24 protein-coding genes are annotated in these 21062 nt (G+C 64.0%); 17 read left to right on the top strand and 7 right to left on the bottom strand.

Annotated elements, in window-relative coordinates; translation table 11 throughout:
- Window positions 1-299 precede the first annotated feature (299 nt).
- The 13 genes from paaA to paaY all read left to right on the top strand — a co-directional run bounded on the left by paaA (window position 300) and on the right by paaY (window position 11590).
- Window positions 300-1238, top strand: a complete 939-nt coding sequence (gene paaA / locus ACSBQQ_RS02735) for a 1,2-phenylacetyl-CoA epoxidase subunit PaaA (protein ID WP_048321752.1) — start codon at window positions 300-302, stop codon at window positions 1236-1238.
- Between the two features lie 21 nt (window positions 1239-1259).
- On the top strand, window positions 1260-1547 hold the full coding sequence (paaB, locus tag ACSBQQ_RS02730; protein ID WP_004935173.1) for a 1,2-phenylacetyl-CoA epoxidase subunit PaaB: 288 nt from the start codon (window positions 1260-1262) through the stop codon (window positions 1545-1547).
- An 8-nt stretch (window positions 1548-1555) separates the two neighbouring features.
- Entirely contained in the window at window positions 1556-2314 is a 759-nt protein-coding gene (paaC, locus tag ACSBQQ_RS02725) for a 1,2-phenylacetyl-CoA epoxidase subunit PaaC (RefSeq protein ID WP_033647857.1), read from the top strand.
- Between the two features lie 9 nt (window positions 2315-2323).
- On the top strand, window positions 2324-2821 hold the full coding sequence (paaD, locus tag ACSBQQ_RS02720; protein WP_033653577.1) for a 1,2-phenylacetyl-CoA epoxidase subunit PaaD: 498 nt from the start codon (window positions 2324-2326) through the stop codon (window positions 2819-2821).
- Window positions 2822-2834: 13 nt separating this feature from the next.
- Window positions 2835-3893: a 1,2-phenylacetyl-CoA epoxidase subunit PaaE gene (paaE, locus tag ACSBQQ_RS02715; protein ID WP_060427855.1), complete on the top strand. Its 1059-nt coding sequence runs from the start codon at window positions 2835-2837 to the stop codon at window positions 3891-3893.
- Between the two features lie 8 nt (window positions 3894-3901).
- The gene (gene paaF / locus ACSBQQ_RS02710; RefSeq protein ID WP_033647860.1) at window positions 3902-4675 is read left to right on the top strand and encodes a 2,3-dehydroadipyl-CoA hydratase PaaF; all 774 of its coding nucleotides are present in this window, start codon (window positions 3902-3904) and stop codon (window positions 4673-4675) included.
- 3 nt (window positions 4676-4678) lie between these two features.
- Complete coding sequence (gene paaG / locus ACSBQQ_RS02705) at window positions 4679-5470, top strand: 2-(1,2-epoxy-1,2-dihydrophenyl)acetyl-CoA isomerase PaaG (RefSeq protein ID WP_033635102.1); 792 nt, start codon at window positions 4679-4681, stop codon at window positions 5468-5470.
- Between the two features lie 2 nt (window positions 5471-5472).
- Window positions 5473-7002 (top strand): 3-hydroxyacyl-CoA dehydrogenase, encoded by a 1530-nt coding sequence (locus tag ACSBQQ_RS02700; protein WP_060427853.1) that lies wholly within the window; start codon window positions 5473-5475, stop codon window positions 7000-7002.
- Window positions 6999-7439, top strand: coding sequence for a hydroxyphenylacetyl-CoA thioesterase PaaI (paaI, locus tag ACSBQQ_RS02695; protein WP_033635105.1), 441 nt, complete (start codon window positions 6999-7001; stop codon window positions 7437-7439). The genes ACSBQQ_RS02700 and paaI overlap by 4 nt, the downstream gene beginning before the upstream one ends.
- The gene (gene pcaF, locus ACSBQQ_RS02690; RefSeq protein WP_060427851.1) at window positions 7436-8641 is read left to right on the top strand and encodes a 3-oxoadipyl-CoA thiolase; all 1206 of its coding nucleotides are present in this window, start codon (window positions 7436-7438) and stop codon (window positions 8639-8641) included. Before paaI ends, pcaF begins: the two co-directional genes overlap by 4 nt.
- Before the next feature lie 15 nt (window positions 8642-8656).
- On the top strand, window positions 8657-9964 hold the full coding sequence (gene paaK, locus ACSBQQ_RS02685; protein ID WP_033635108.1) for a phenylacetate--CoA ligase PaaK: 1308 nt from the start codon (window positions 8657-8659) through the stop codon (window positions 9962-9964).
- Between the two features lie 78 nt (window positions 9965-10042).
- A complete protein-coding gene (gene paaX / locus ACSBQQ_RS02680) occupies window positions 10043-10981 on the top strand; it encodes a phenylacetic acid degradation operon negative regulatory protein PaaX (protein ID WP_033647864.1) in 939 nt (312 codons plus the stop codon).
- 12 nt (window positions 10982-10993) lie between these two features.
- Entirely contained in the window at window positions 10994-11590 is a 597-nt protein-coding gene (gene paaY, locus ACSBQQ_RS02675; RefSeq protein ID WP_033635110.1) for a phenylacetic acid degradation protein PaaY, read from the top strand.
- A gap of 38 nt (window positions 11591-11628) precedes the next feature.
- On the opposite strand, the gene ACSBQQ_RS02670 is transcribed toward paaY, so the two are convergent.
- The 5 genes from ACSBQQ_RS02670 to ACSBQQ_RS02650 form a co-directional block, all read right to left on the bottom strand.
- On the bottom strand, window positions 11629-13026 hold the full coding sequence (locus ACSBQQ_RS02670; RefSeq protein WP_060427849.1) for an amino acid permease: 1398 nt from the start codon (window positions 13024-13026) through the stop codon (window positions 11629-11631).
- A 20-nt stretch (window positions 13027-13046) separates the two neighbouring features.
- Window positions 13047-14234, bottom strand: coding sequence for an aromatic amino acid transaminase (locus tag ACSBQQ_RS02665; protein ID WP_060419011.1), 1188 nt, complete (start codon window positions 14232-14234; stop codon window positions 13047-13049).
- Between the two features lie 58 nt (window positions 14235-14292).
- On the bottom strand, window positions 14293-14664 hold the full coding sequence (locus ACSBQQ_RS02660; RefSeq protein ID WP_060419013.1) for a RidA family protein: 372 nt from the start codon (window positions 14662-14664) through the stop codon (window positions 14293-14295).
- 1 nt (window position 14665) lies between these two features.
- Window positions 14666-15463: an alpha/beta hydrolase gene (locus ACSBQQ_RS02655; RefSeq protein WP_060427847.1), complete on the bottom strand. Its 798-nt coding sequence runs from the start codon at window positions 15461-15463 to the stop codon at window positions 14666-14668.
- Between the two features lie 147 nt (window positions 15464-15610).
- On the bottom strand, window positions 15611-16522 hold the full coding sequence (locus tag ACSBQQ_RS02650; protein ID WP_033647869.1) for a LysR family transcriptional regulator: 912 nt from the start codon (window positions 16520-16522) through the stop codon (window positions 15611-15613).
- A 99-nt stretch (window positions 16523-16621) separates the two neighbouring features.
- Here ACSBQQ_RS02650 and ACSBQQ_RS02645 point away from each other — a divergent pair, with 99 nt between their 5' ends.
- Window positions 16622-17239, top strand: a complete 618-nt coding sequence (locus ACSBQQ_RS02645; RefSeq protein WP_033647870.1) for a glutathione S-transferase family protein — start codon at window positions 16622-16624, stop codon at window positions 17237-17239.
- A 4-nt stretch (window positions 17240-17243) separates the two neighbouring features.
- Window positions 17244-18158, top strand: a complete 915-nt coding sequence (locus ACSBQQ_RS02640) for a pyridoxamine 5'-phosphate oxidase family protein (RefSeq protein WP_060427845.1) — start codon at window positions 17244-17246, stop codon at window positions 18156-18158.
- A 38-nt stretch (window positions 18159-18196) separates the two neighbouring features.
- On the opposite strand, the gene ACSBQQ_RS02635 is transcribed toward ACSBQQ_RS02640, so the two are convergent.
- Window positions 18197-18412, bottom strand: coding sequence for a glycogen synthase (locus ACSBQQ_RS02635; protein WP_033647872.1), 216 nt, complete (start codon window positions 18410-18412; stop codon window positions 18197-18199).
- Between the two features lie 211 nt (window positions 18413-18623).
- Between ACSBQQ_RS02635 and gabD the strand changes: the two genes are divergently transcribed.
- Together gabD and ACSBQQ_RS02625 are read left to right on the top strand one after the other, a co-directional pair.
- Window positions 18624-20099, top strand: a complete 1476-nt coding sequence (gene gabD, locus ACSBQQ_RS02630) for an NADP-dependent succinate-semialdehyde dehydrogenase (RefSeq protein ID WP_060427843.1) — start codon at window positions 18624-18626, stop codon at window positions 20097-20099.
- Window positions 20100-20216: 117 nt separating this feature from the next.
- Complete coding sequence (locus ACSBQQ_RS02625) at window positions 20217-20588, top strand: glyoxalase superfamily protein (protein ID WP_060425962.1); 372 nt, start codon at window positions 20217-20219, stop codon at window positions 20586-20588.
- A 6-nt stretch (window positions 20589-20594) separates the two neighbouring features.
- On the opposite strand, the gene ACSBQQ_RS02620 is transcribed toward ACSBQQ_RS02625, so the two are convergent.
- The gene (locus ACSBQQ_RS02620; protein ID WP_060427841.1) at window positions 20595-20990 is read right to left on the bottom strand and encodes a (R)-mandelonitrile lyase; all 396 of its coding nucleotides are present in this window, start codon (window positions 20988-20990) and stop codon (window positions 20595-20597) included.
- Window positions 20991-21062: the final 72 nt, after the last annotated feature.

Here is a 21062-nt window from a genome sequence, read left to right as displayed (position 1 = left end):
AAATTCTCACCATACAGCTTAATTACGTATCATATAAATGCCAGTCGAGGCCAAATCAAATTTTAACAAAAAGAGAACAAAAGGCGTTTTCAGACCGCTTAACCTGCCATAAACAAGTAATTAATCACTTTATTAATCAAACAAAATCAAATAAATAACAAAACCAATTGTGAGTGGCCTCGCAAAACCACATGAATTACGTTTGATTTTTTTGTTATCAGTTTGTAGCCTTATGGTTAGTTAAAGTGATTCACATTTTTATGTTTAATGTGAAAAACACGAATCATCAAGAGGCAAGCATGACAACTGACGCACAGTATCAGCAGCATTTCGACGACAAGATCGCGGCGGATATCGCCATTGAGGCCAAAGACTGGATGCCGGACGCCTACCGTCAGAACCTGATTCGGCAGATTGGCCAACACGCCCACTCGGAAGTCATCGGCATGCTGCCGGAAGCCAACTGGCTGACGCGCGCCCCCACGCTGCGCCGCAAAGCGGTGCTGCTGGCCAAAGTGCAAGATGAGGCCGGCCACGGTCTGTACCTCTACAGCGCCGCCGAAACCCTCGGCTGTTCGCGCCAGGACATCTACCAAAAGATGCTCGACGGCAAGATGAAGTACTCCTCTATCTTCAATTACCCCACGCTCAACTGGGCGGATATCGGCGTGATCGGCTGGCTGGTCGACGGCGCCGCCATCGTCAACCAGGTGGCGCTGTGCCGCGCGTCCTACGGCCCCTATGCGCGGGCGATGGTGAAGATCTGCAAAGAGGAAAGCTTCCATCAGCGCCAGGGCTACGAGGCGGTAATGGCGATGGCCAACGGCAGCGACACGCAGCGCGCCATGCTGCAGGACGCCATCGATCGCTTCTGGTGGCCGGTGCTGATGATGTTCGGCCCGAGCGACGCCGACTCCCCCCACAGCGCCCAGAGCATGGCGTGGAAGATCAAACGCCACAGCAACGATGAGCTGCGGCAGAAATTCGTCGACAACACCGTACCGCAGCTTGAAGCGCTGGACATGACGGCGCCGGATCCGGAGCTGCGCTGGGACGCCGCCGCGGGCCACTATCGTTTCGGCGAAATCGACTGGAGCGAGCTGCATGAGGTGATCAAAGGGCGCGGCCAATGCAACCACGAACGCCTGCAGGCCAAACGCCGCGCCTGGGAAGACGGTGCCTGGGTGCGCGACGGCGCCATGGCCCACGCCGCGAAAAACGCCGCCTCCGCCGCATAGCCAACATAAGGAACCGAGATCATGAGCCACGTTGAATGGCCGCTGTATGAAGTGTTTATCCGCAGCAAACAAGGGCTGGCGCATCGCCACGTCGGCAGCCTGCACGCCGCCGACGACCAAATGGCGCTGGAAAACGCCCGCGACGCCTATACGCGCCGCAACGAAGGCTGCTCGATCTGGGTGGTGCAATCGCGCCATCTGATCGCCTCGCAGCCGGAAGATCGCGGCGCGTTCTTCGATCCGTCCGAAGACAAGATCTACCGTCATCCGACGTTTTACACCATTCCCGACGGCATCAAGAACATGTAGAGGCGACCATGACGGTTAACGATCCGCGCATCAGCTATTTGCTCCGCCAGGGCGACACGCCACTGATCCTCGCCCAGCGCCTGTGCGCCTGGTGCGGCCACGCGCCCGAGCTGGAAATCGATCTGGCGTTGGCCAACATCGGGCTCGATCTACTCGGCCAGGCGCGCAACTTTCTGAGCTACGCCGCGGAACTGGCCGGCCCGCCCTGCAGCGAAGACAGCCTGGCCTTCGGGCGCGACGAGCGCCAGTTTCATAACCTGTTGTTGGCGGAGCAGCCGAACGGCGGTTTCAACGACACGCTGGTGCGTCAGTTCCTGCTCGATGCCTACCACGTACAGCTGCACCAGGCGCTGAGCCGCAGCCGCGATGCGCAGATCGCCGCCATCGCCGCCAAGTCGTTGAAGGAGGCCGATTATCACCTGCGCTTCAGCCACGGCTGGATGATCCGCCTGGGCGACGGCAACGACGTCAGCCACCGCAAGATCCAGCAATCGCTGGATAACCTGTGGCGCTTCACCGCCGAGCTGTTCCACGCCGACGCGCTGGAGCTGGAACTGGCGGAACAAGGCATCGCCGTCGATCCCCGCGAACTGCAGGCCCCCTGGCAGGCGCAGGTGGAAGAAACGCTGCGCCAGGCGACGCTGGCGCTGCCTGCCGAGCAGGCGTTCCGACACGGCGGCAAGCAAGGCCGGCACAGCGAACACCTCGGCCCGCTGCTGGCGGAAATGCAGTTCCTGCAGCGCGCTTACCCAAACGGGCAATGGTAGGAGGCCACGATGAACGTCACCCGTTTGCAACCCGCCGAAATCCCGCAGATTTGGCACTGCCTGCAGCAGATCAGCGATCCCGAACTGCCGGTGCTGTCGATCACCGATTTGGGCATGGTGCGCGACGTGGCGCGCGACGGCGCTGGCTGGCGCGTGACCTTCACTCCAACCTATTCCGGCTGCCCGGCCACCGAATTTCTGCTCAACGCCATCGAGCAGCGGCTGGCGGCCGCCGGCTTCAGCCCGGTGCAGGTGGACATTCGCCTCAGCCCGGCCTGGACCACCGACTGGATGAACGCCGACGCCCGCGAACGGCTGCGGCAATACGGCGTAGCGCCACCGCAGGGGCACACCTGCGATCGGCCGCACGCCCACGGCCCGGTAGCCTGCCCGCGCTGCGGCAGCACCCACAGCGAGAAGATCAGCGAGTTCGGCTCCACCGCCTGTAAAGCGCTGTACCGCTGCTGCGACTGCCGGGAACCGTTCGATTATTTCAAATGCATATAGGAGCGCTGACACCATGACGGTCTTTCATCGCCTGAACGTCGCCGCCATCGAGCGCGAAACGCCGGACGCCGTAGCCATCACCCTGCGGGTGCCCGAAGAGCTGCAAAACCAATACCGCTATACCCCCGGCCAGCACCTGACGCTCAAGGCGTTGGTCAACGGCGAAGAGTTGCGGCGTTGCTATTCCATCTGCAGTTCACCGCAGGAAGGCCTGCTGAAGATCGGCGTGAAGGCGATTGATCAGGGGCGCTTCTCCGGCTTCGTCAACCGCATGCTGAAAGTCGGCGACGCGCTGGAGGTGATGGTGCCGCAGGGGCGCTTCGGCTACCAGCCGCAGGCAGAGCGCCACGGCAACTACCTGGCGATCGCCGCCGGCTCCGGCATCACGCCGATGCTGTCGATCATCAAGGCGACGCTGCTGCTCGAACCGGGCAGCAGCTTCACCCTGATCTACGGCAACCGCAACAGCCGTTCGATGATGTTCAAAGAGGCGCTGTCGGACCTGAAAAACCGCTACCCGCAGCGTTTTCAGCCGCTGTACCTGTTCAGCCAGGAAAGTCTCGACAGCCCGCTGCTCAGCGGCCGTATCGACCGCGAACGCCTGACGGCGATCGGCGGCGCGCTGCTGGATTTCCGCGACTATGACCACGCCTTTATCTGCGGGCCGGAATCGATGATGGACGACGCGCAAACCGTGCTGGAACAGGCCGGCGTACCGGCCAATCACATCCACAGCGAGCGCTTCAACACCAGCGGCTTGGCCGCCCGCCCGCGCCACAGCGGCGATCGCAACGCCACCCGGGTGGCGATCCTGCTCGACGGCCGCCGGTTGGATATCGAGATCGGCGAACAGGACGACAGCATTCTCGACGCCGCGCTGCGCCAGGGCGCCGACCTGCCCTACGCCTGCAAAGGCGGCGTCTGCGCCACCTGCAAATGCCGTCTGAAGGCCGGCCAGGTGGAGATGGGCGTCAACTATAGCCTGGAGCCGGATCAGCTGGCTGCGGGCTACGTATTGAGCTGCCAGTCGTGGCCGAAAGGCGACGGCGTGGTATTGGACTTCGACGTCTAGGAGCCGCGATGGACACCCCCTTTATTTTGCATCAGCAGCAGCACCGCGTGGTCACTCTGACGCTGCATCGCCCGGAGGCGCGCAACGCCCTGAGCACGCCGTGCCTGGAACAGCTGGTTGCACGGCTGGAGCAGGCCGACGCCGACAGCGGCGTGGGCGCCGTGGTGATCGCCGGTGCGGCGCGCTTCTTCGCCGCCGGCGCCGATCTGCGCGAACTGCAACAGCAGGATCTGCCGGCCGCGCTGGCGGATCGCCGTCCACAGCTGTGGCAGCGTCTGGCGCAGTTCAGCAAGCCGCTGCTGGCGGCGGTGAACGGTTATGCCCTGGGCGCCGGCTGTGAGCTGGCGCTGGCCTGCGACATCGTCATCGGCGGCGAAAGCGCCCGCTTCGGCCTGCCGGAGATCACCCTCGGCCTGATGCCGGGCGCCGGGGGCACCCAGCGCCTGATCCGCTGCGTCGGCAAGTCGCGCGCCAGCCAGATGGTGCTGACCGGCGAGCCCATCGACGCCCGCACCGCGCTGCAGGCCGGTCTTATCAGCGAAGTGTGCGTCGATGCCCTGACGCTGGAACGCACGCAGCAGATTGCCGAACGCATCAGCCGTCAGGCGCCGCTGGCGCTGCGCGCCGCCAAACAGGCGCTGAAACAGGCCGAGGAAACCGGCCTCAGCCAGGGGCTGGCGATGGAGCGTCAGCAGTTCGTCACCCTGGCCGCCACCGACGATCGCCGCGAAGGCATCGCCGCCTTTTTCGAAAAACGTACGCCAAACTATCAGGGGCGCTGATTTATGGATAACGCATTGATTCTCAGCCATCTCGACGCCGGCGTGTTGACGCTGACCCTCAACCGGCCGGATCGGCTCAACAGCTTTAACGACGAGATGCATCGCCAGCTGAGCGAAGCGCTGACGCAAGCCGAGCGCGACGACAGCGTGCGCTGCCTGCTGATCGCCGGCGCCGGGCGCGGTTTCTGCGCCGGGCAGGATCTCAACGATCGCAACGTCAGCGCCGATCAACAGGCGCCGGATCTCGGCCTGTCGGTCGAACGTTTCTACAACCCCCTGATCCGTCGCCTGACCGCCCTGCCGAAGCCGGTGGTGTGCGCGGTCAACGGCGTGGCGGCCGGCGCCGGCGCCGCGCTGGCCCTGGCGTGCGATATCGTCATCGCCGCCGACAATGCCAGCTTCATTCAGTCGTTCTGCCGTCTGGGGCTGGTGCCTGACTCCGGCGGCAGCTGGTTCCTGCCGCGGCTGGCCGGCCACGCCCGCGCGATGGGCATGGCCATGCTGGGTGACAAAATCAGCGCCCAACAGGCGCTGGCGTGGGGCATGATCTGGCAGGTGGTGCCGGCGGATGAATTGGCCGACCGCACGCAAACGCTGGCGCGCCATCTGGCCACCCAGCCGACCTACGGCCTGGGGCTGATCAAGAAAGCCCTCTACAGCTCGGCCACCAACAGCCTCGATCAGCAGCTCGATCTGGAGCGCGATCTGCAACGCCTGGGCGGCCGCAGCGACGACTATCGCGAAGGCGTCAGCGCGTTCTTTGCCAAACGCACGCCCAACTTCAGCGGGAAATAGCCATGAACGCGCCCCTTCTTAACGGCCAGGTGGCGGTGATCGGCGCCGGCACCATGGGCATCGGCATCGCCCAGGTGGCCGCCGCCGCCGGCCACCCGGTGCGGCTGTTCGATATCGCGCCCGCCGCCGCCCAGCGCGCGATCGACGATCTCGCTCGCCGCCTGCGCCAGCGGGTAGACGGCGGCAAGGCCGACGCTGCGCCCACCGAAGCGCTGCTGGCGCGCCTCGAACGCGCCGACTCGCTCGAGCAGCTGGCCGACTGCACGCTGGTGATTGAAGCGGTGGCGGAAAATTTGGCGATTAAGCAGAGCCTGTTCCGCGATCTGGAGGCGATCTGCTCGCCCACGGCGCTGTTCGCCAGCAATACCTCTTCGCTGTCAATCACCGCCATCGCCGGGGCACTGCAACACCCGCAGCGCATGGCCGGGCTGCACTTCTTCAACCCAGCGCCGCTGATGAAACTGGTGGAGATCGTCAGCGGTCTGGAGACCGGTACCGATACCCTCGCCGCGCTGCAGGCCCTGGCGCAGCGCTGGGGTAAGCAAAGCGTCGTGTGCCGCTCGACGCCCGGATTTATCGTCAACCGCGTGGCGCGGCCGTTCTATGCCGAAACCCTGCGCGCGCTGGAGGAACGGGTGGCCGACGCCGCCACGCTGGACGCGGTATTGCGCGACGCCGGCGGTTTCGCCATGGGCCCGCTGCAGTTGACCGATCTGATCGGCCAGGACGTCAATTACGCCGTGACCGAATCGGTGTATCAGGCCTTCTATCAGGATCCGCGCTTCACGCCCTCACTGGTGCAACAGGAGCTGGTGGCGGCCGGGCGCCTCGGCCGCAAGTCCGGCCGCGGTTTCTACCGCTACGACGCACCGCGATCCGCCGCCGCGATCGCCTTTGCGCCTCCGGCGCAGGCCGCATTGCCGCAACGCGTTACGCTGCACGGCGACTGGTCTTCGCTGGCCGATTTGGCGCAGCTGTTAAGCGAAAATGCGGGGGCGATCAAACAACCCGGCCAGACCAGCCCACACGTCACGATCGACGACGTTACACTGATGTTAACCAATGGTAAAACCGCCGGCCAACTGGCCGACGAACGGGGAACGCCCGTGGTGCTGTTCGATCTCTGTGCCGACTATGCGCACGCCTCCGCCATAGCCATCAGCTGCGCGGCGCAAAACGATGCGCAACACAATGCCAACGCGATTCGCCTGCTGCAGTCCCTCGGCAAGCAGGTCATTCCGTTGCCGGATTACCCTGGCCTGCTGACGATGCGCACCCTGGCCATGCTGGCCAACGAAGCGCTCGACGTGGTGAACAAAGGCGTCGCCAGCGCCGAAGATACCGATCTGGCGATGCTGCGCGGCGTCAACTATCCGCGCGGCCCGCTGGCCTGGGGCGCCGCGCTCGGCTGGCGCCACATTCTGGCGACGCTGGAAAACCTGCAACGCTATTACGGCGAAGCGCGCTATCGCCCAATGCCGCTGCTGCGCCGCTACGCTTCCCCCGCCTCTTTCCCAGGAGCCGAACGATGAACGCCAATACGCCGCGCGCGCTGGCTCAGCGCTGCGCCGAACAGATGTTCCAGCAAGATACCTGCGCTCAGGCGATGGGAATGCACATCGACGCCGTCGACGCCGGATACGCTCAGGTCAGCATGACCGTCGGCCCGCAGATGCTCAACGGCCACCAGACCTGCCACGGTGGCCAGCTGTTCAGCCTGGCGGACACCGCCTTCGCCTACGCCTGCAACAGCCAGGGGTTGGCGGCGGTGGCCTCCGGCTGCAGCATCGACTTCGTCCGCCCGGCGCTGGCCGGCGACCGCCTCACCGCCAGCGCGGCGGTGCGCCATCAGGGCAAAGCCACCGGGCTGTATGACGTCGAGATCGTTAACCAACGGGGCAAAACCGTCGCCTGGTTCCGCGGCCGCGCGCACCGCCTCGGCCACAGCATTTTAGGAGATCAGGCATGAATCAGGCATTTATCTGCGACGGCGTGCGCACCCCGATCGGTCGCTATGGCGGCGCGCTGGCCCAGGTGCGCGCCGACGACCTGGCCGCCCTGCCGCTGCGCGTGCTGTTGGAACGCCATCCGCAGGTAGATTGGGCGCAGTTGGACGACGTGATCCTCGGCTGCGCCAACCAGGCCGGGGAAGACAACCGCAACCTGGCGCGCATGGCGCTGCTGCTGGCCGGATTGCCGGTCGGCGTTTCCGGCACCACGGTGAACCGCCTGTGCGGTTCAGGCCTGGATGCGCTGGCGATGGCGGCGCGCAGCATCAAGGCCGGCGACGCCGGGCTGCTGCTGGCGGGCGGCGCGGAATCGATGACCCGTGCGCCGCTGGTGATGGGCAAGGCCGACAGCGCCTTCAGCCGCCAGGCGCAGCTGTACGACACCACCCTCGGCTGGCGCTTCGTCAATCCGCGGATGCAGGCCGAGTTTGGCACCGATTCGATGCCGGAGACCGCCGAAAACGTCGCGGCGCAGTTCAACATCAGCCGCGCCGATCAGGACGCCTTTGCGCTGCGCAGCCAGCGGCGCGCCGCCCGGGCGCAGGCGCTGGGCCACCTGGCGCAGGAGATAGCCCCCGTCAACCTCAGCGGCAAAAAAGGCGCGGTGACGCTGTTTAGCCAGGATGAACACCCGCGCCCCGACACCACCCTCGAGCAGCTGCAGGCGCTGAAAACCCCGTTCCGTCAGCCCGGCAGCGTCACCGCCGGCAACGCCTCGGGCCTGAACGACGGTGCGGCGGCGCTGATCGTCGCCTCCGAAGCGATGGCGGCGCGCCAGGGGCTGACGCCGCGCGCGCGCATCGTTGCCACCGCCACCTGCGGCGTGGAGCCGCGGCTGATGGGCATCGGCCCGCTGCCCGCCACCCGCAAGGTGCTGGAAATCGCCGGGCTGAGCCTGGCGCAGATGGACGTTATCGAACTGAACGAAGCGTTCGCCGCCCAGGCGCTGGCGGTGATGCGCCAGCTTGGCCTGCCGGACGATGCCCCGCAGGTCAACCCCAACGGCGGCGCGATCGCTCTGGGACATCCGCTGGGCATGAGCGGCGCGCGCTTGGCGCTGTCCGCCCTGTTTGAACTGGAACGGCGAGCCGGCCGCTACGCGCTTTGCACCATGTGCATCGGCGTCGGCCAGGGCATCGCCATGATCATTGAGCGTGTCTGACCCCTGAGGCTAACCATGACAATAAATCCACAGCCCCTCGAAACGATCGAATTCGCCTCGCGCGATGAGATTGAAGCGTTGCAGTTGGCGCGTCTGAAGTGGACGCTGCACCACGCCTACGACAATGTGCCGATGTACAAGCGCAAATTCGACCAGGCCGGCGTGCACCCCGACGATCTTAAGCAGCTGAGCGATCTGGCGCGCTTCCCCTACACCACCAAGCAGGATCTGCGCGACAACTACCCGTTCGACACCTTCGCGGTGCCGATGGAACAGGTGGTGCGCATCCACGCCTCCTCGGGCACCACCGGCCGGCCGACGGTGGTGGGTTACACCCAGCGCGACATCGATAACTGGGCCGATATCGTCGCCCGCTGCCTGCGCGCCGGCGGCGCCACCGCCAAAGACAAGGTGCACGTCGCCTACGGTTACGGCCTGTTCACCGGCGGCCTGGGCGCGCACTACGGCGCGGAGCGGCTCGGCGCGACGGTGATCCCGATGTCCGGCGGCCAGACGGAACGCCAGGCGCAGCTGATCCTCGATTTCAAACCCGACATCATCATGGTGACGCCGTCCTATTGCCTGACGCTGATCGACGAGCTGGAACGCAAGATGGGCGGCGACGCGCGCGGCTGCTCGCTGCGGCTCGGCGTGTTCGGCGCCGAACCCTGGACCGAAGCCCTGCGCCACGAAATCGAAACCCGCATGGGCATCAAGGCGCTGGATATTTACGGCCTGTCGGAAGTGATGGGGCCGGGCGTGGCGATGGAGTGCCTGGAAAGCGGCGGCGGCCCGACCATTTGGGAAGACCACTTCCTGCCGGAGATCATCTGCCCGGAAACCGGCGTCGCCCTGCCGGACGGCGAGCACGGCGAACTGGTGTTCACCACCCTGACCAAAGAGGCGCTGCCGGTGATCCGCTACCGCACCCGCGATCTCACCCGGCTGCTGCCGGGCGACGCGCGCCAGATGCGCCGCATGGGCAAGATCACCGGCCGCTCCGACGACATGCTGATCATCCGCGGCGTCAACGTCTTCCCGTCGCAGGTGGAAGAGCAGATCATGCAGTTCGAGCAGCTGTCGCCGCACTACCAGCTGCAGGTCAGCCGCAGCGGGCACCTGGACACGCTGGCGGTGCGCGTCGAACTGAAAGAATCGGCGCTCAGCCTCAGCCACCAGCAGCGTTGCGACATCTGCCACCAGTTGCGCCACCACATCAAATCGATCGTGGGCGTCAGCACCGACGTCAGCATCGCCAACTGCGGCGATATTCCGCGCTCGGAAGGCAAAGCGCAGCGCGTGGTCGATTTGCGGCCACGCTGAGGCGCACGGCGTCACGGATGACGCCGCCTTAAATTATGGTAATGTTATGGCTCATCGAAGGCTAACCCATGGAAAAATATGGAACATAAACTGGATGAGTTCATTCGCCATGCCGTCGACGCGCAGCCGATCAGCGGCACCTCGCTGATCATTTCGCTGTACGGCGACGCGCTCAGCCACCGCGGCGGCGAAGTGTGGCTCGGCAGCCTGAGCGCGCTGCTGGAGGCCTTCGGCTTCGGCGATCGCTTCGTGCGCACCTCGGTGTTCCGCCTGCAAAAAGAAGGGTGGCTGGCGGTGGAGAAAATAGGCCGCCGCAGCTTCTACCGCGTGACCGAGCAAGGGATGCGCCAGTTCCGCCACGCCGAATCGAAAATCTATTTGCGCGAGCAGCCTGCCTGGGACGGCAAGTGGGAGCTTTTGCTGCTGGAAAGCGCCGAAAAAAACGCGCGTGCGCGGCTGAAAAAAGAGCTGGGCTGGCTCGGGTTCGGGCAAATCGCCAGCAACCTGATGGCCGCTCCCACCCATGCGCAAACCGACGTGACGGCGCTGCTCGGCGAGCTGAACGCCAGCGAGCAGGTGATTTACTTCCGCGCCGATTATCCCTACAACCGCTCCGAGCAAACCCTGCAGAAATTGGTGGCCGACTGCTGGTCGCTAAGCGAGGTGGCGGCCGGCTATCACGAGTTTATCGTCTCCTTCCGGCCGCTGATGGCGCTGCTGCGCGAAGTCGATCCGGCGGCGCTGACGCCGCTGCGCTGTTTCCAGATTAAGCTATTATTGATTCACTTCTTCCGTCGCGTGGTGTTGAAAGATCCGCTGCTGCCGGACGCGCTGCTGCCCGCGCAGTGGGAGGGCCAGATCGCCCGCAACCTGTGCATCAATCTTTATCAGCAGGTCGACCGCGCCGCGACGGAGTACGTCAGCGCGCTGGCGGAAACCACCATCGGCGCCCTGCCCGCGCCGGCCGCCGGCTACTATCGGCGCTTCGGCGGCCTGCCGCGCGACCCTACATATTAAGGAACTCACGCTATGCCTGTATATCAGATTGACGGCCTGACGCCGGTCGTTGACCCCAGCAGTTACGTGCACCCGACGGCGGTGCTGATCGGCGACGTGATCGTCGGCAAACACGTGTACATCGGCCCGAACGCCAGCCTGCGCGGCGATTTTGGCCGCCTGGTGATCTGCGACGGCGCCAACATTCAGGACAACTGCGTGATGCACGGCTTCCCGCAGCAGGACACGGTGGTGGAAGAAGACGGCCATATCGGCCACGGCGCCATCCTGCACGGCTGCCGCATTCGCCGCAATGCGATGGTGGGCATGAACGCGGTGGTGATGGACGGCGCGGAGATCGGCGAGAACACCATCGTTGGCGCGATGGCGTTCGTCAAAGCCGCGGCGACTCTCGAAGCCAACAAGCTGGTGGTCGGCAGCCCGGCGCGCGTGCTGCGCGATCTGACCGAGCAAGAACTGGCCTGGAAGATCGCCGGCACCCGCGAATATCAGGATCTGGTTCAGCGCTGCAAATCCTCGCTGCGCGAAGTGGCGCCGCTGACCGAAATCGAACCGGGCCGCCAGCGCCTGAGCTTCGGCGACCACCTGATCCCGAAAAGCCAGCTGTAATCCCCGGGGCTGAGGCGCGCCTCAGCCCCTCTCCCGCATTACTCCACCTCCGGCGCCTTGAACGGCGACGACGCCGCTGCGCGGCGGCTTTGGAAGCGGTAGGCCGCCACCAGCAGCAAGGTGAACGGAATACCGAACCACAGCGTCATGCGGAAGAATTCGGTAAACGCGGTCGAGATCATCAGCGCCGCCATCAGCCCGGCGCCCAGCAAGGTGGTATAGGGGAACCCCCACATGCGGAATTTCAGGTGGGTCTGCCGATGCCGGCGGCGGAAGAACAGATGGGTGACGAAAATCATCAGCCAGGTAAAGCAGGCGCCATACACCGAAATGGACATCATGGCGGCGAACGAGGTTTCCGGCGCCACCAGGCTCAGCACGATAGACACCACGATGCCGATGCACGACATCGCCAGCGCATTGACCGGAATGCCGCGCCGGCTGACGCGCCCCAATGCCGCCGGCGCCTGCCCGGCGCGCGACAGCGAGAACATCATGCGGGTGGTGATATACAGCTGGCTGTTCATCGCCGACAGCGCCGCCACCAGCACGATAAAGTTGAAAATACCGGCGGCGGCGGGCAGATGGATGACGTTCATCGCCATCAGGAACGGGCTTTCACCGGTGCCGGACTGGCGCCAGGGCACGATGGCCAGCATCAGAGCGATCGACAGCATGTAGAAGATGAACAGCCGCACGAGGGTGCCCTTGAACGCCGCCTTCACCGCAATCACCGGATTTTTCGCCTCGCCGGCGGCCACCGCGATCATTTCAATGCTCAGGTAGCTGAAGATAGACACGATCGTTGCGAACCACATGCCCTTGACGCCAAACGGCATGAAGCCGCCGGCGGTCAGATTGCGCAGGCCGTAAGCCGGGTTGCCCGAGAACGCCAGCATGCCGATGCCGATCAGAATGAACGCCACGATCGCCGTCACTTTGACGGTGGACAGCGCGTATTCCACCTGGCCGAACGACTTCACGCCGATCACATTGACGACGATCACCGCCGCCGAGAACAGCAGCACCCACGGCCAGGTCGGCGTCGCCGGGAACCAGAACTGCATGTACATGCCGATGGCGGTAACTTCGGTGCCCACCGCCAGCACCACGCAAGACCAGTAGGAATAACGCACCAGAAAACCGAACAGCGGGCCGAGATAGAATTCGGCGTAGTCGCCGAACGAGCCGGGCGTCGGGTGTTCGGAGGTCATTTCCGCCAGGCTGCCCATCAACAGCAGCGCAATAACGCCGCCGATCAGGTAGCTCAGCAATACCGCCGGCCCCGCCATCTGAATGGCGTAGGCACTGCCGAGAAACAGCCCGGTGCCGATGGCGCCGCCGATCGCCAGCATCGACATCTGCCCGGCGGTAAGATGCTTGTTCAACCCGCCCTGACGGCGGGCGATATGCTCAAAATCATTCATCTGTGGCATGGCTGGGTTCCCGGGCGACGTTAGACGGTACGGGTGACGTCGAGAATGGCGGCGGTCACGTAGTCAATATTGCCGGGGTTGAGCCCCGGCAGGCACATGCGGCCGGGCGAAACCAGATAGATGGCGTAGCGCTGCCGCAGGGTCTGCAGCTGAGCTTCGTTCAGGCCGGTATAGCTGAACATGCCGCGCTGATCGCGTATACGCTGGTGATCCAGCGAAGAGCCGCCCCGCGCCAGGCCGGCGGCCAGCTGCTCACGCATCTGCTTGATGCGCACGCGCATTTCCGCCAGCTCATTGCGCCAAAGCTCACCGAGTTCGGCGTCGCCGAGCAGGGTCTCCACGATCTGGCTACCGTGCGTCGGCGGGCAGGAGTAGCTGCGGCGGATCAGCGTTTTTAACGCACCTTTGACGTTGGCGGCGTTTTCCGCATCGGCGCAGCGCACCGACAGCGCGCCCAGCCGCTGGCCGTACAGCGCCACGTTTTTGGAAAACGAGTTGCAGACCAAAAACGGCAGATCGGTTTTCAGCGCTTCGCGCAACGCAAAGCAATCCTCCTCCAGCCCGTCGCCGAAGCCCTGATAGGCGATATCGAACAGCGGCAGCAGCTTACGCCGCTGCAGCACGGCGAGCGTGGCGCGCCACTGCTCCGCCGTCAGATCGGTGCCGGTCGGGTTATGGCAGCAAGGATGTAACAGGACTACGCTGCCGGGCGGCAGGCTGTCCAGCGCGTCGAGCATGGCGGCGAAACGCAGGCCTCCCGCCGCTTCGTCAAAGTAGGGATAGGTATTCACCTGCAGCCCGGCTCCTTCAAATATCGCCCAGTGATTGGCCCAGGTGGGAGCGGATACCCAAATGTCACCGCGCGCCAGAAAGTGGCGCAAAAAATCCGCCGCCAACTTTAGCGCACCGGAGCCGCCGACGGTCTGCACCGTGGCGATCTCGGCCGCCTGTTGCTCGCCGAACAGCAGCGCCTGCACCTGGCGAGCGAACTGCGGCGAACCTTCGATCGGCGGATAGCCGTGCGGGCGACGCAGCGCCAGCAACCGCTGCTCGGCGGCCTCCACCGCCTGCATCAGCGGAATATTCCCCTGCCGGTCGTAATAGAGCCCAATGCCTAAATTCACTTTTTTCGGATTGGGGTCCTGCAAATAGGCTTCCATCAGCGACATAATAGGATCGGCTGCAGAAGGTGCAATCTGTTTAAACATGACGCATCCTTAACTCGTTATTGAATTAATATGAAGACGGACTTAATGAGAAATTAAATCAGGCGATGGCGCTGACGGTAATTTCTATTTTCATTCCCGGCACCACCAATTTATCGACAATAACCGTGGAGCGATTGGGATAAGGATAATTAAAGTATTTCCGGTAAATATCATCGAGCAATTTAACGTCGTTAACGTCGGTGAGATAAACCATTACCTGCAGCACCTTATCGCTGTGGCTGCCTGCCGCCTTCAGCGTCTGGGCCAGATTGTCGAAGGTTAACGCAATCTGTTGCTCAGGCGCGCCGGTTTCGATGCTGCCGTCCGCCCGCACCGGGCCGTGGGCGGTAAACAGCATGCCGCCGCCCCGGGTAGCCCAGGAAAAAGGCTGGCCGATCTCCGGCAGCCCGGTCGCTACGATCTCGCGCATGTCAGTGGTTCCCGTAGTGGTCAAGTTGGCGAAGCAGCGCGCCGTCGGCGGCGAACAACGCATCCAGAATGGTGAAATGATTGGCGCCGGGCACCGCGACCAGATCGGCCGGCAGCCCGCCTTGGCGCAGCGCCGCGTGATAGTGCTGCGACTGGCCGATCAGTTCCGGCAGCTCATCAGCGCCGTAATACAACGTGAGCGGCTTACTGCGCGCCGGCAGCCGGCGCGCCGGGCTGAGCGTTTCAATCTGCCGCGCGGTCAGCTGCAGCGCCCGGTTGACATAGCTCTCTTGCAGCGGCGCCAGTTCGAACAGGCCGCTGACGGGAAAGACCGCATCCACCAACGCATGCCGCTGCCAAAACGCCGCCAGATGCCCGCCGGCGGAATGGCCGCACAAATGCACCGGATGGGCATAGTGCGGCGGCAGACGGCGCTGAATGGCATCAAGCGCCGCCCCCACCTGGCGGCAAATAGCGTCAAGATTAACCGCCGGCGCCAGCGCATATTCCACCAGCACCACGTCAAAGCCCAACGCCAACGGCCCGGCGGCGATAAAGGCGAAATCTGCCTTATCGCAGCATTGCCAATAGCCGCCGTGAATAAAAATTAACGTGCCCTGGTGCTGCTTTGCAGAATAAAGCCAATCAAACGTCTCGCGTTCGCTTTCGCCATACGCAATATTCTTTTCATGCTTCGCCTGATGATAAATAGCCGCGCTGCGAGTTTGAAATGAAGTCAAAATAGCGTCTTCATTATCCACCCTGGCGCCGTTGTCATAGCTCCCCGCAAGTTGTTTCATATATTAAACTTCGTTTATTATTTAAAATATGAATTAACTATTAGCACCGGCAACATTATTGTCAAGATGGGCGCATCAGCAATGCGCGCCCGGTAAAATAAAATGAGACAGGCGGCGAAAAAGTTTAACCCATGAAACTTTTCGCGCTTATTTTCCCCGCCCGTCCGGCTGAATTTGCGGCAATGCGCTGAGCCGTTCAAACGCATAATCCCAAAAGGCGCGCACCTTGAGCGGCATGCGCTGCGCCTGCTGCGCCACCAGCTGTACCGGCATCGGCAACGGTTCATGGTCCGCCAGCAGCCGCACCAGCGTGCCGGCGGCCAGATCGTCCGCCACCTGATACGAGAGCAGCCGGGCGATGCCCTTGCCGGCGCGCACCGCCAGCAGCTGCGCCTCCACATCGTTGAGCAACAGCCGGGGAGCCAAGCGCACGCGCTCGCCGTTTTCCTGCGGGCCGAAGCGCCATTCGCGCAGCGACGGCCGCTGGGTGCCAACGATGGTGGCGTGCTCCGCCAGCTGCGCCGGTGAGCGCGGCTCGCCGCAGCGCGCCAGGTAAGCCGGGCTGGCGACCGTCACCCGGCTGACCTGCCCCAGCCGCCGCGCCACGCGCGAAGAGTCCTGCAGATGACCGATGCGCACCGCGATATCCAATCCTTCGTCGATCAGATCGAGATTGCGATCGTTCAACACCATTTCGATCTGCATCTGCGGATAGTCATCGAGAAACGCCATCACCACTGGCGCCACGTAGCGGCGGCCGAACTGCACCGGCGAGGTGACGCGCAGCAAGCCGCTCAGCTGCGCTTCGGCGGTATCCTGCACCACCGCCTGATAATCCTGCAGCAGCTGTTGCGCGCGCTCCAGCAACCGCACGCCCGCTTCGGTAGGCGCCAGCCGCCGGGTGGTGCGCTCCACCAGCCGGGTGCCGAAACGCTGTTCCAGCGCGGCGATCGCCCGGGTGATCGCCGGCGCCGAGCGCCGCAGTTTGCGCCCGGCCGCCGCCAGGCTGCCCTGCTGCACCACCGCCACGAAGATGGCCAACTCGTCTAACCGATCCATAGACTCTTCCGAAAAATGAAATTATCAATTTCCACATTGCCGGATTCCGCTCATTCGCCGCAAGAGTATGCTGAAAAAAAAACAGTGAGGAGAAACGCCATGTCCACCATCACCCTCTACGGCACCCCGCTTTCCGGCCACGTTCACCGCGTGGCGTTGCTGCTGCGCATGCTGGCGCTGCCCTATGAATGGGTAGAAGCCTCGGCGGAGGTACGCCAGAGCGCGGCCTTTCGCCGGCTCAACCCGTTCGGCCAGATCCCGGTCTTGCAGGACGGCGATCTGACGCTGGCCGACAGCAACGCCATTCTGGTCTATCTGGTGAAGCGCTATGCACCGAACAGCCACTGGCTGCCGGAACAGCCGGCGGCGGCGGCGCGAGTGCAGGCCTGGCTTTCCAAAGCCGCCGGTGAAGTGCGCTACGGCCCGGCCTCCTGCCGATTGATCGCCCAGTTCGCCGTGCCGGAGGATTATCAGGCAGCGCGGGCAATCAGCGATCGTTTTCTGCCGCAGATGGAGCAGCACCTGAGCGAGCGCGGCTATCTGGCCGGCGAACAGGCGACCATCGCCGATCTGGCCTGCTACAGCTATGTGGCGGTCGCGGCCGAAGGCGGCATTTCGCTGGCGCCTTACCCCGCCATACGCCGCTGGGTGGCGAGCATCGCGGCGCTTCCCGGCTTCTTCGCCATGCCGGCCCTGCCGGAACCGGCGGCGAGCTGACGCCATGATCCCGCAACGGTTCCACCCCGATGAGCTGCGCGCGCAAACGCTGGCCGGTTTCGATCGCGTGGGCGGCGGCATCTACCCCGCGATGCCGGATCAGCACCGCGCGTTTTTCGCCGCGTTGCCCTACCTGTTCGTCGCCACGCTGGACGAACAGGGCTGGCCCATCGCCACCCTGTTCAGCGGCCCGTCCGGGTTTTTACGCACGCCGGACGACACGCACCTGCGCATCAGCGCGCCGCGCCGCAGCGACGATCCCGCCCAGGCGCTGTTGCTGCCCGGCAAACCGGTCGGCGCGCTCGGGCTCGACTTCAGCAACCGGCGACGCAACCGCGCCAACGGCACCGTCGGCCGCACCGACAAAAACCGGGTGGAGATCGTCGTTCACCAAAGCTTCGGCAACTGCCCGAAGTACATTCAGCGCCGCGAACTCTACCCGGTGGAGAGCCGGCCACAGCCGGTTGAGCATTTAGCTTCGCTCGATGCGGCGGCGCAGGCGCTGATCCGCACCGCGGACACCAGCTTCGTCGCCAGCGGCGCGCACCTGGAACTGGCGCAGGGCGGCGTCGATATTTCCCATCGCGGCGGCCGCCCCGGCTTTATCCATCTGGCAGGCGACACGCTGTGGATACCGGACTTTCGCGGCAACCGTTATATGAATACGTTGGGCAACCTGCTGGCCGAACCGCGGGCGGCGCTGCTGTTCATCGATTTTGAGCGCGGCGACGTGCTGCATCTGCAGGGAAAAACGCAGATCCTCTGGCAGGCGGAAGGACATCCCGGCGTTGAAGGGGCGGAACGCTATTGGCGGTTTGACGTTCACCGCGCCTGGCGTTTTGCCGCGGCGCTGCCGTGGCGGGGACGCGATCTGGAATATTCGCCGGCGACGCTGGCGACCGGGGTGTGGCGCCGCTGAAATGAAAAGCCCCGCTGCGGCGGGGCTGAATCGGAAGATTACAGGCTGTGTTCGGCCGCCGATGCGGCCTGATAAAGCTGACGAAAATAACGCAACCGCGCAAAGAACAGGCGGCTTTGCTGTTCCGACATATTGCCGGCCACCTGCCCGGCGTCAATCTGCCGCCCTTGCCATTCCATCAGGGCGATGCTCGACGCCAAAAAATCCATTTCGCTGCCGTAGGCCGCGAGATGTCTGTCCACTGATTTCATCATTCGCACACTCCTTTTAATCACATCGAAAAGGGTCATATGCCTGCTCTTTCAGTATCGGCCCGGCGGCGGATATTTTTTGTACAGAAGATGCGCATAAAGAAAACGCTCATCTTGTCGCCGTGGCGGCAAACGGCGGCGGCAAAGTTTGCTAGGGTAAAGGGTAGCCGTATGGGATAGACCATTCTGTTGAACTCAGCAAAGGAAGAGAACAATGAGCACCAGCATCAGCGCTACCCTCAAGGATCCCACGCTGTTCCGCGAGGCCAATTACATCGACGGGCAATGGTTGCCGGCCCAAGCAGGCCATTCGATCGCTATTCATAACCCCGCCAACGGCGAGCTGGTCGGCCACGTGCCGGCCTTCGGCGCCGAAGAAACCGCGCGCGCCATCGCCGCCGCCAAAAAAGCACTGCCCGCCTGGCGTGCGCTGACCGCCAAAGAGCGCGCCGGCAAGCTGCGGCGGCTGTTTGAACTGATGATGGAAAATCAGGACGATCTGGCTCGCATCATGACGGCGGAACAGGGCAAACCGCTGGCCGAAAGCCGCGGTGAAATCGCCTACGCCGCCTCCTTTATCGAATGGTTCGCCGAGGAAGGCAAGCGGGTCTACGGTGACACCATTCCGCAGCCGCAGGCCGGTCGCCGCATTATCGTGCAGAAAGAGCCGATCGGCGTGTTCGCCGCCATCACCCCGTGGAACTTTCCGGCGGCGATGATCACCCGCAAAGCCGGCCCCGGCTGGGCCGCCGGCTGTACCGGGGTGATCCGCCCCGCCAGCCAGACGCCGTTCTCGGCGCTGGCGATCGCCGTGCTGGCGGAGCGCGCCGGGCTGCCCGCCGGGGTGTGCAACGTGATCACCGGCCCCAGCAAGGGCATCGGCGGCGAACTCACCGCCAACCCGGATGTGCGTAAACTCTCCTTCACCGGCAGCACCGAAGTCGGCGCGCAGCTGCTGGCCCAGTGCGCGCCCACCATCAAGAAAACCAGCATGGAGCTGGGCGGCAACGCGCCGTTTATCGTGTTCGACGACGCCGATCTGGACGCCGCCGTGGCCGGCGCGGTCGCCTCGAAATACCGCAACGCCGGCCAGACCTGCGTCTGCACCAACCGTTTTCTGGTGCAGGACGGCGTATACGACGCCTTCGCCGCCAAACTGAAAGCCGCCGTCGCCAAGCTGAAAGTCGGCAACGGGCTGGATGAGGGCGTCACCATCGGCCCGCTGATTAACCCGGACGCAGTGGAGAAAGTGCGCGAGCATATCGCCGACGCCGTCGAACACGGCGCATCGGTGCTGCTGGGCGGCAAGCCTGACGCGCTGGGCGGCAATTTCTTCACCCCGACCATCCTGACCGACGTGCCGCGCACGGCGAAAATCTTCCGCGAGGAGACGTTCGGCCCGGTGGCGCCCCTGATCCGCTTCAGCCACGAGGCCGACGCCGTCGAACTGGCCAACGACACGCCGTTCGGCCTGGCCGCTTACTTCTACAGCCGCGACATCGGCCGAGTGATGCGCGTGGCCGAAGCGCTGGAGTACGGCATCGTCGGCATCAACGAAGGGCTGATCTCCACCGAGGTGGCGCCGTTCGGCGGCATGAAGCACTCAGGTTTGGGGCGCGAAGGCTCAAAATACGGCATCGAAGACTATCTCGAAATCAAATACCTGTGCCTTGGCGGTTTGGGCGCCTGATACGATGGGCTCCCGCGCCTGCGGGGGCTCTGTCTGGCGGTTTTGGAGAGTCTTTGCTACCTTTAGGCCTCTTTTCAGCGGTTAAAAGGCACTGCCTCCGTAACAGTGAGATCAACGATGACCACCTTCTCCCCCGCCATTCCGATCCTGCGCATTTTTGCGGTCGACAAGGCCAAAGAGTTTTATCTGGACTTTCTCGGTTTCACGCTGGCGTGGGAGCATCGTTTCAGAGAGGATCTGCCGCTGTACATGCAGGTGACCCGCGCCGGATTGACGCTGCACCTGAGCGAACACCATGGCGACAGCACGCCCGGCGCCGCCCTTTTCATCCCGGTGCACGATATCGACGCGCTGCACCGGGAGCTCACGGCCAAAAACTACCGCTATGCCCGGCCGGGAGTGGAGGTTGTCGACTGGGGCAAGGAGCTGAATCTCACCGATCCGTTCGGCAACCGCCTGCGGTTTTGCGAGCAGAGCCACGAGGCCTGAGCGGCCTTATTGGCGGTACTCCGCCTCGCTGACCGGCTCCAGCCAGGTCACCGGGCTGCCGTCCACCGCTTCGGCGATGGCGATATGGCTCATGGCGGTGTCCGGCGTCGCACCGTGCCAGTGTTTGACGCCTGCCGGGATCCAGACGATATCGCCGGGGTGCATGTCCTGCGTGGTCTCGCCCCACATTTGGATCCACCCGCGCCCCTGGGTGACGATCAGCGTCTGGCCGAGCGGATGCGTATGCCAGGCCGTGCGGGCGCCGGGTTCGAAGGTGACGGTCGCGCCGCCCACCCTGGCCGGCGCGTCACCGGCGAACGGCGCGTCAATGCGTACCTGCCCGGTAAAATAATCCGCCGAACCGCGCTGTGATGGGATCGAACCGCTGCGTTGTATTTTCATCTGTCGTGTCCTCCGCGCCGGCTCTCACCGCCGGCGCTGATCGTCATGAGTGAGTGATGCCAAGATAGCGCC

It is taken from the genome of Serratia sp. G204Y, assembly GCF_051172435.1.
Classification (GTDB): Bacteria; Pseudomonadota; Gammaproteobacteria; order Enterobacterales; family Enterobacteriaceae; genus Serratia; species Serratia sarumanii.
Note: the sequence above shows the minus strand (reverse complement) of the source record. Positions and strands in the feature narration are given on the sequence as shown.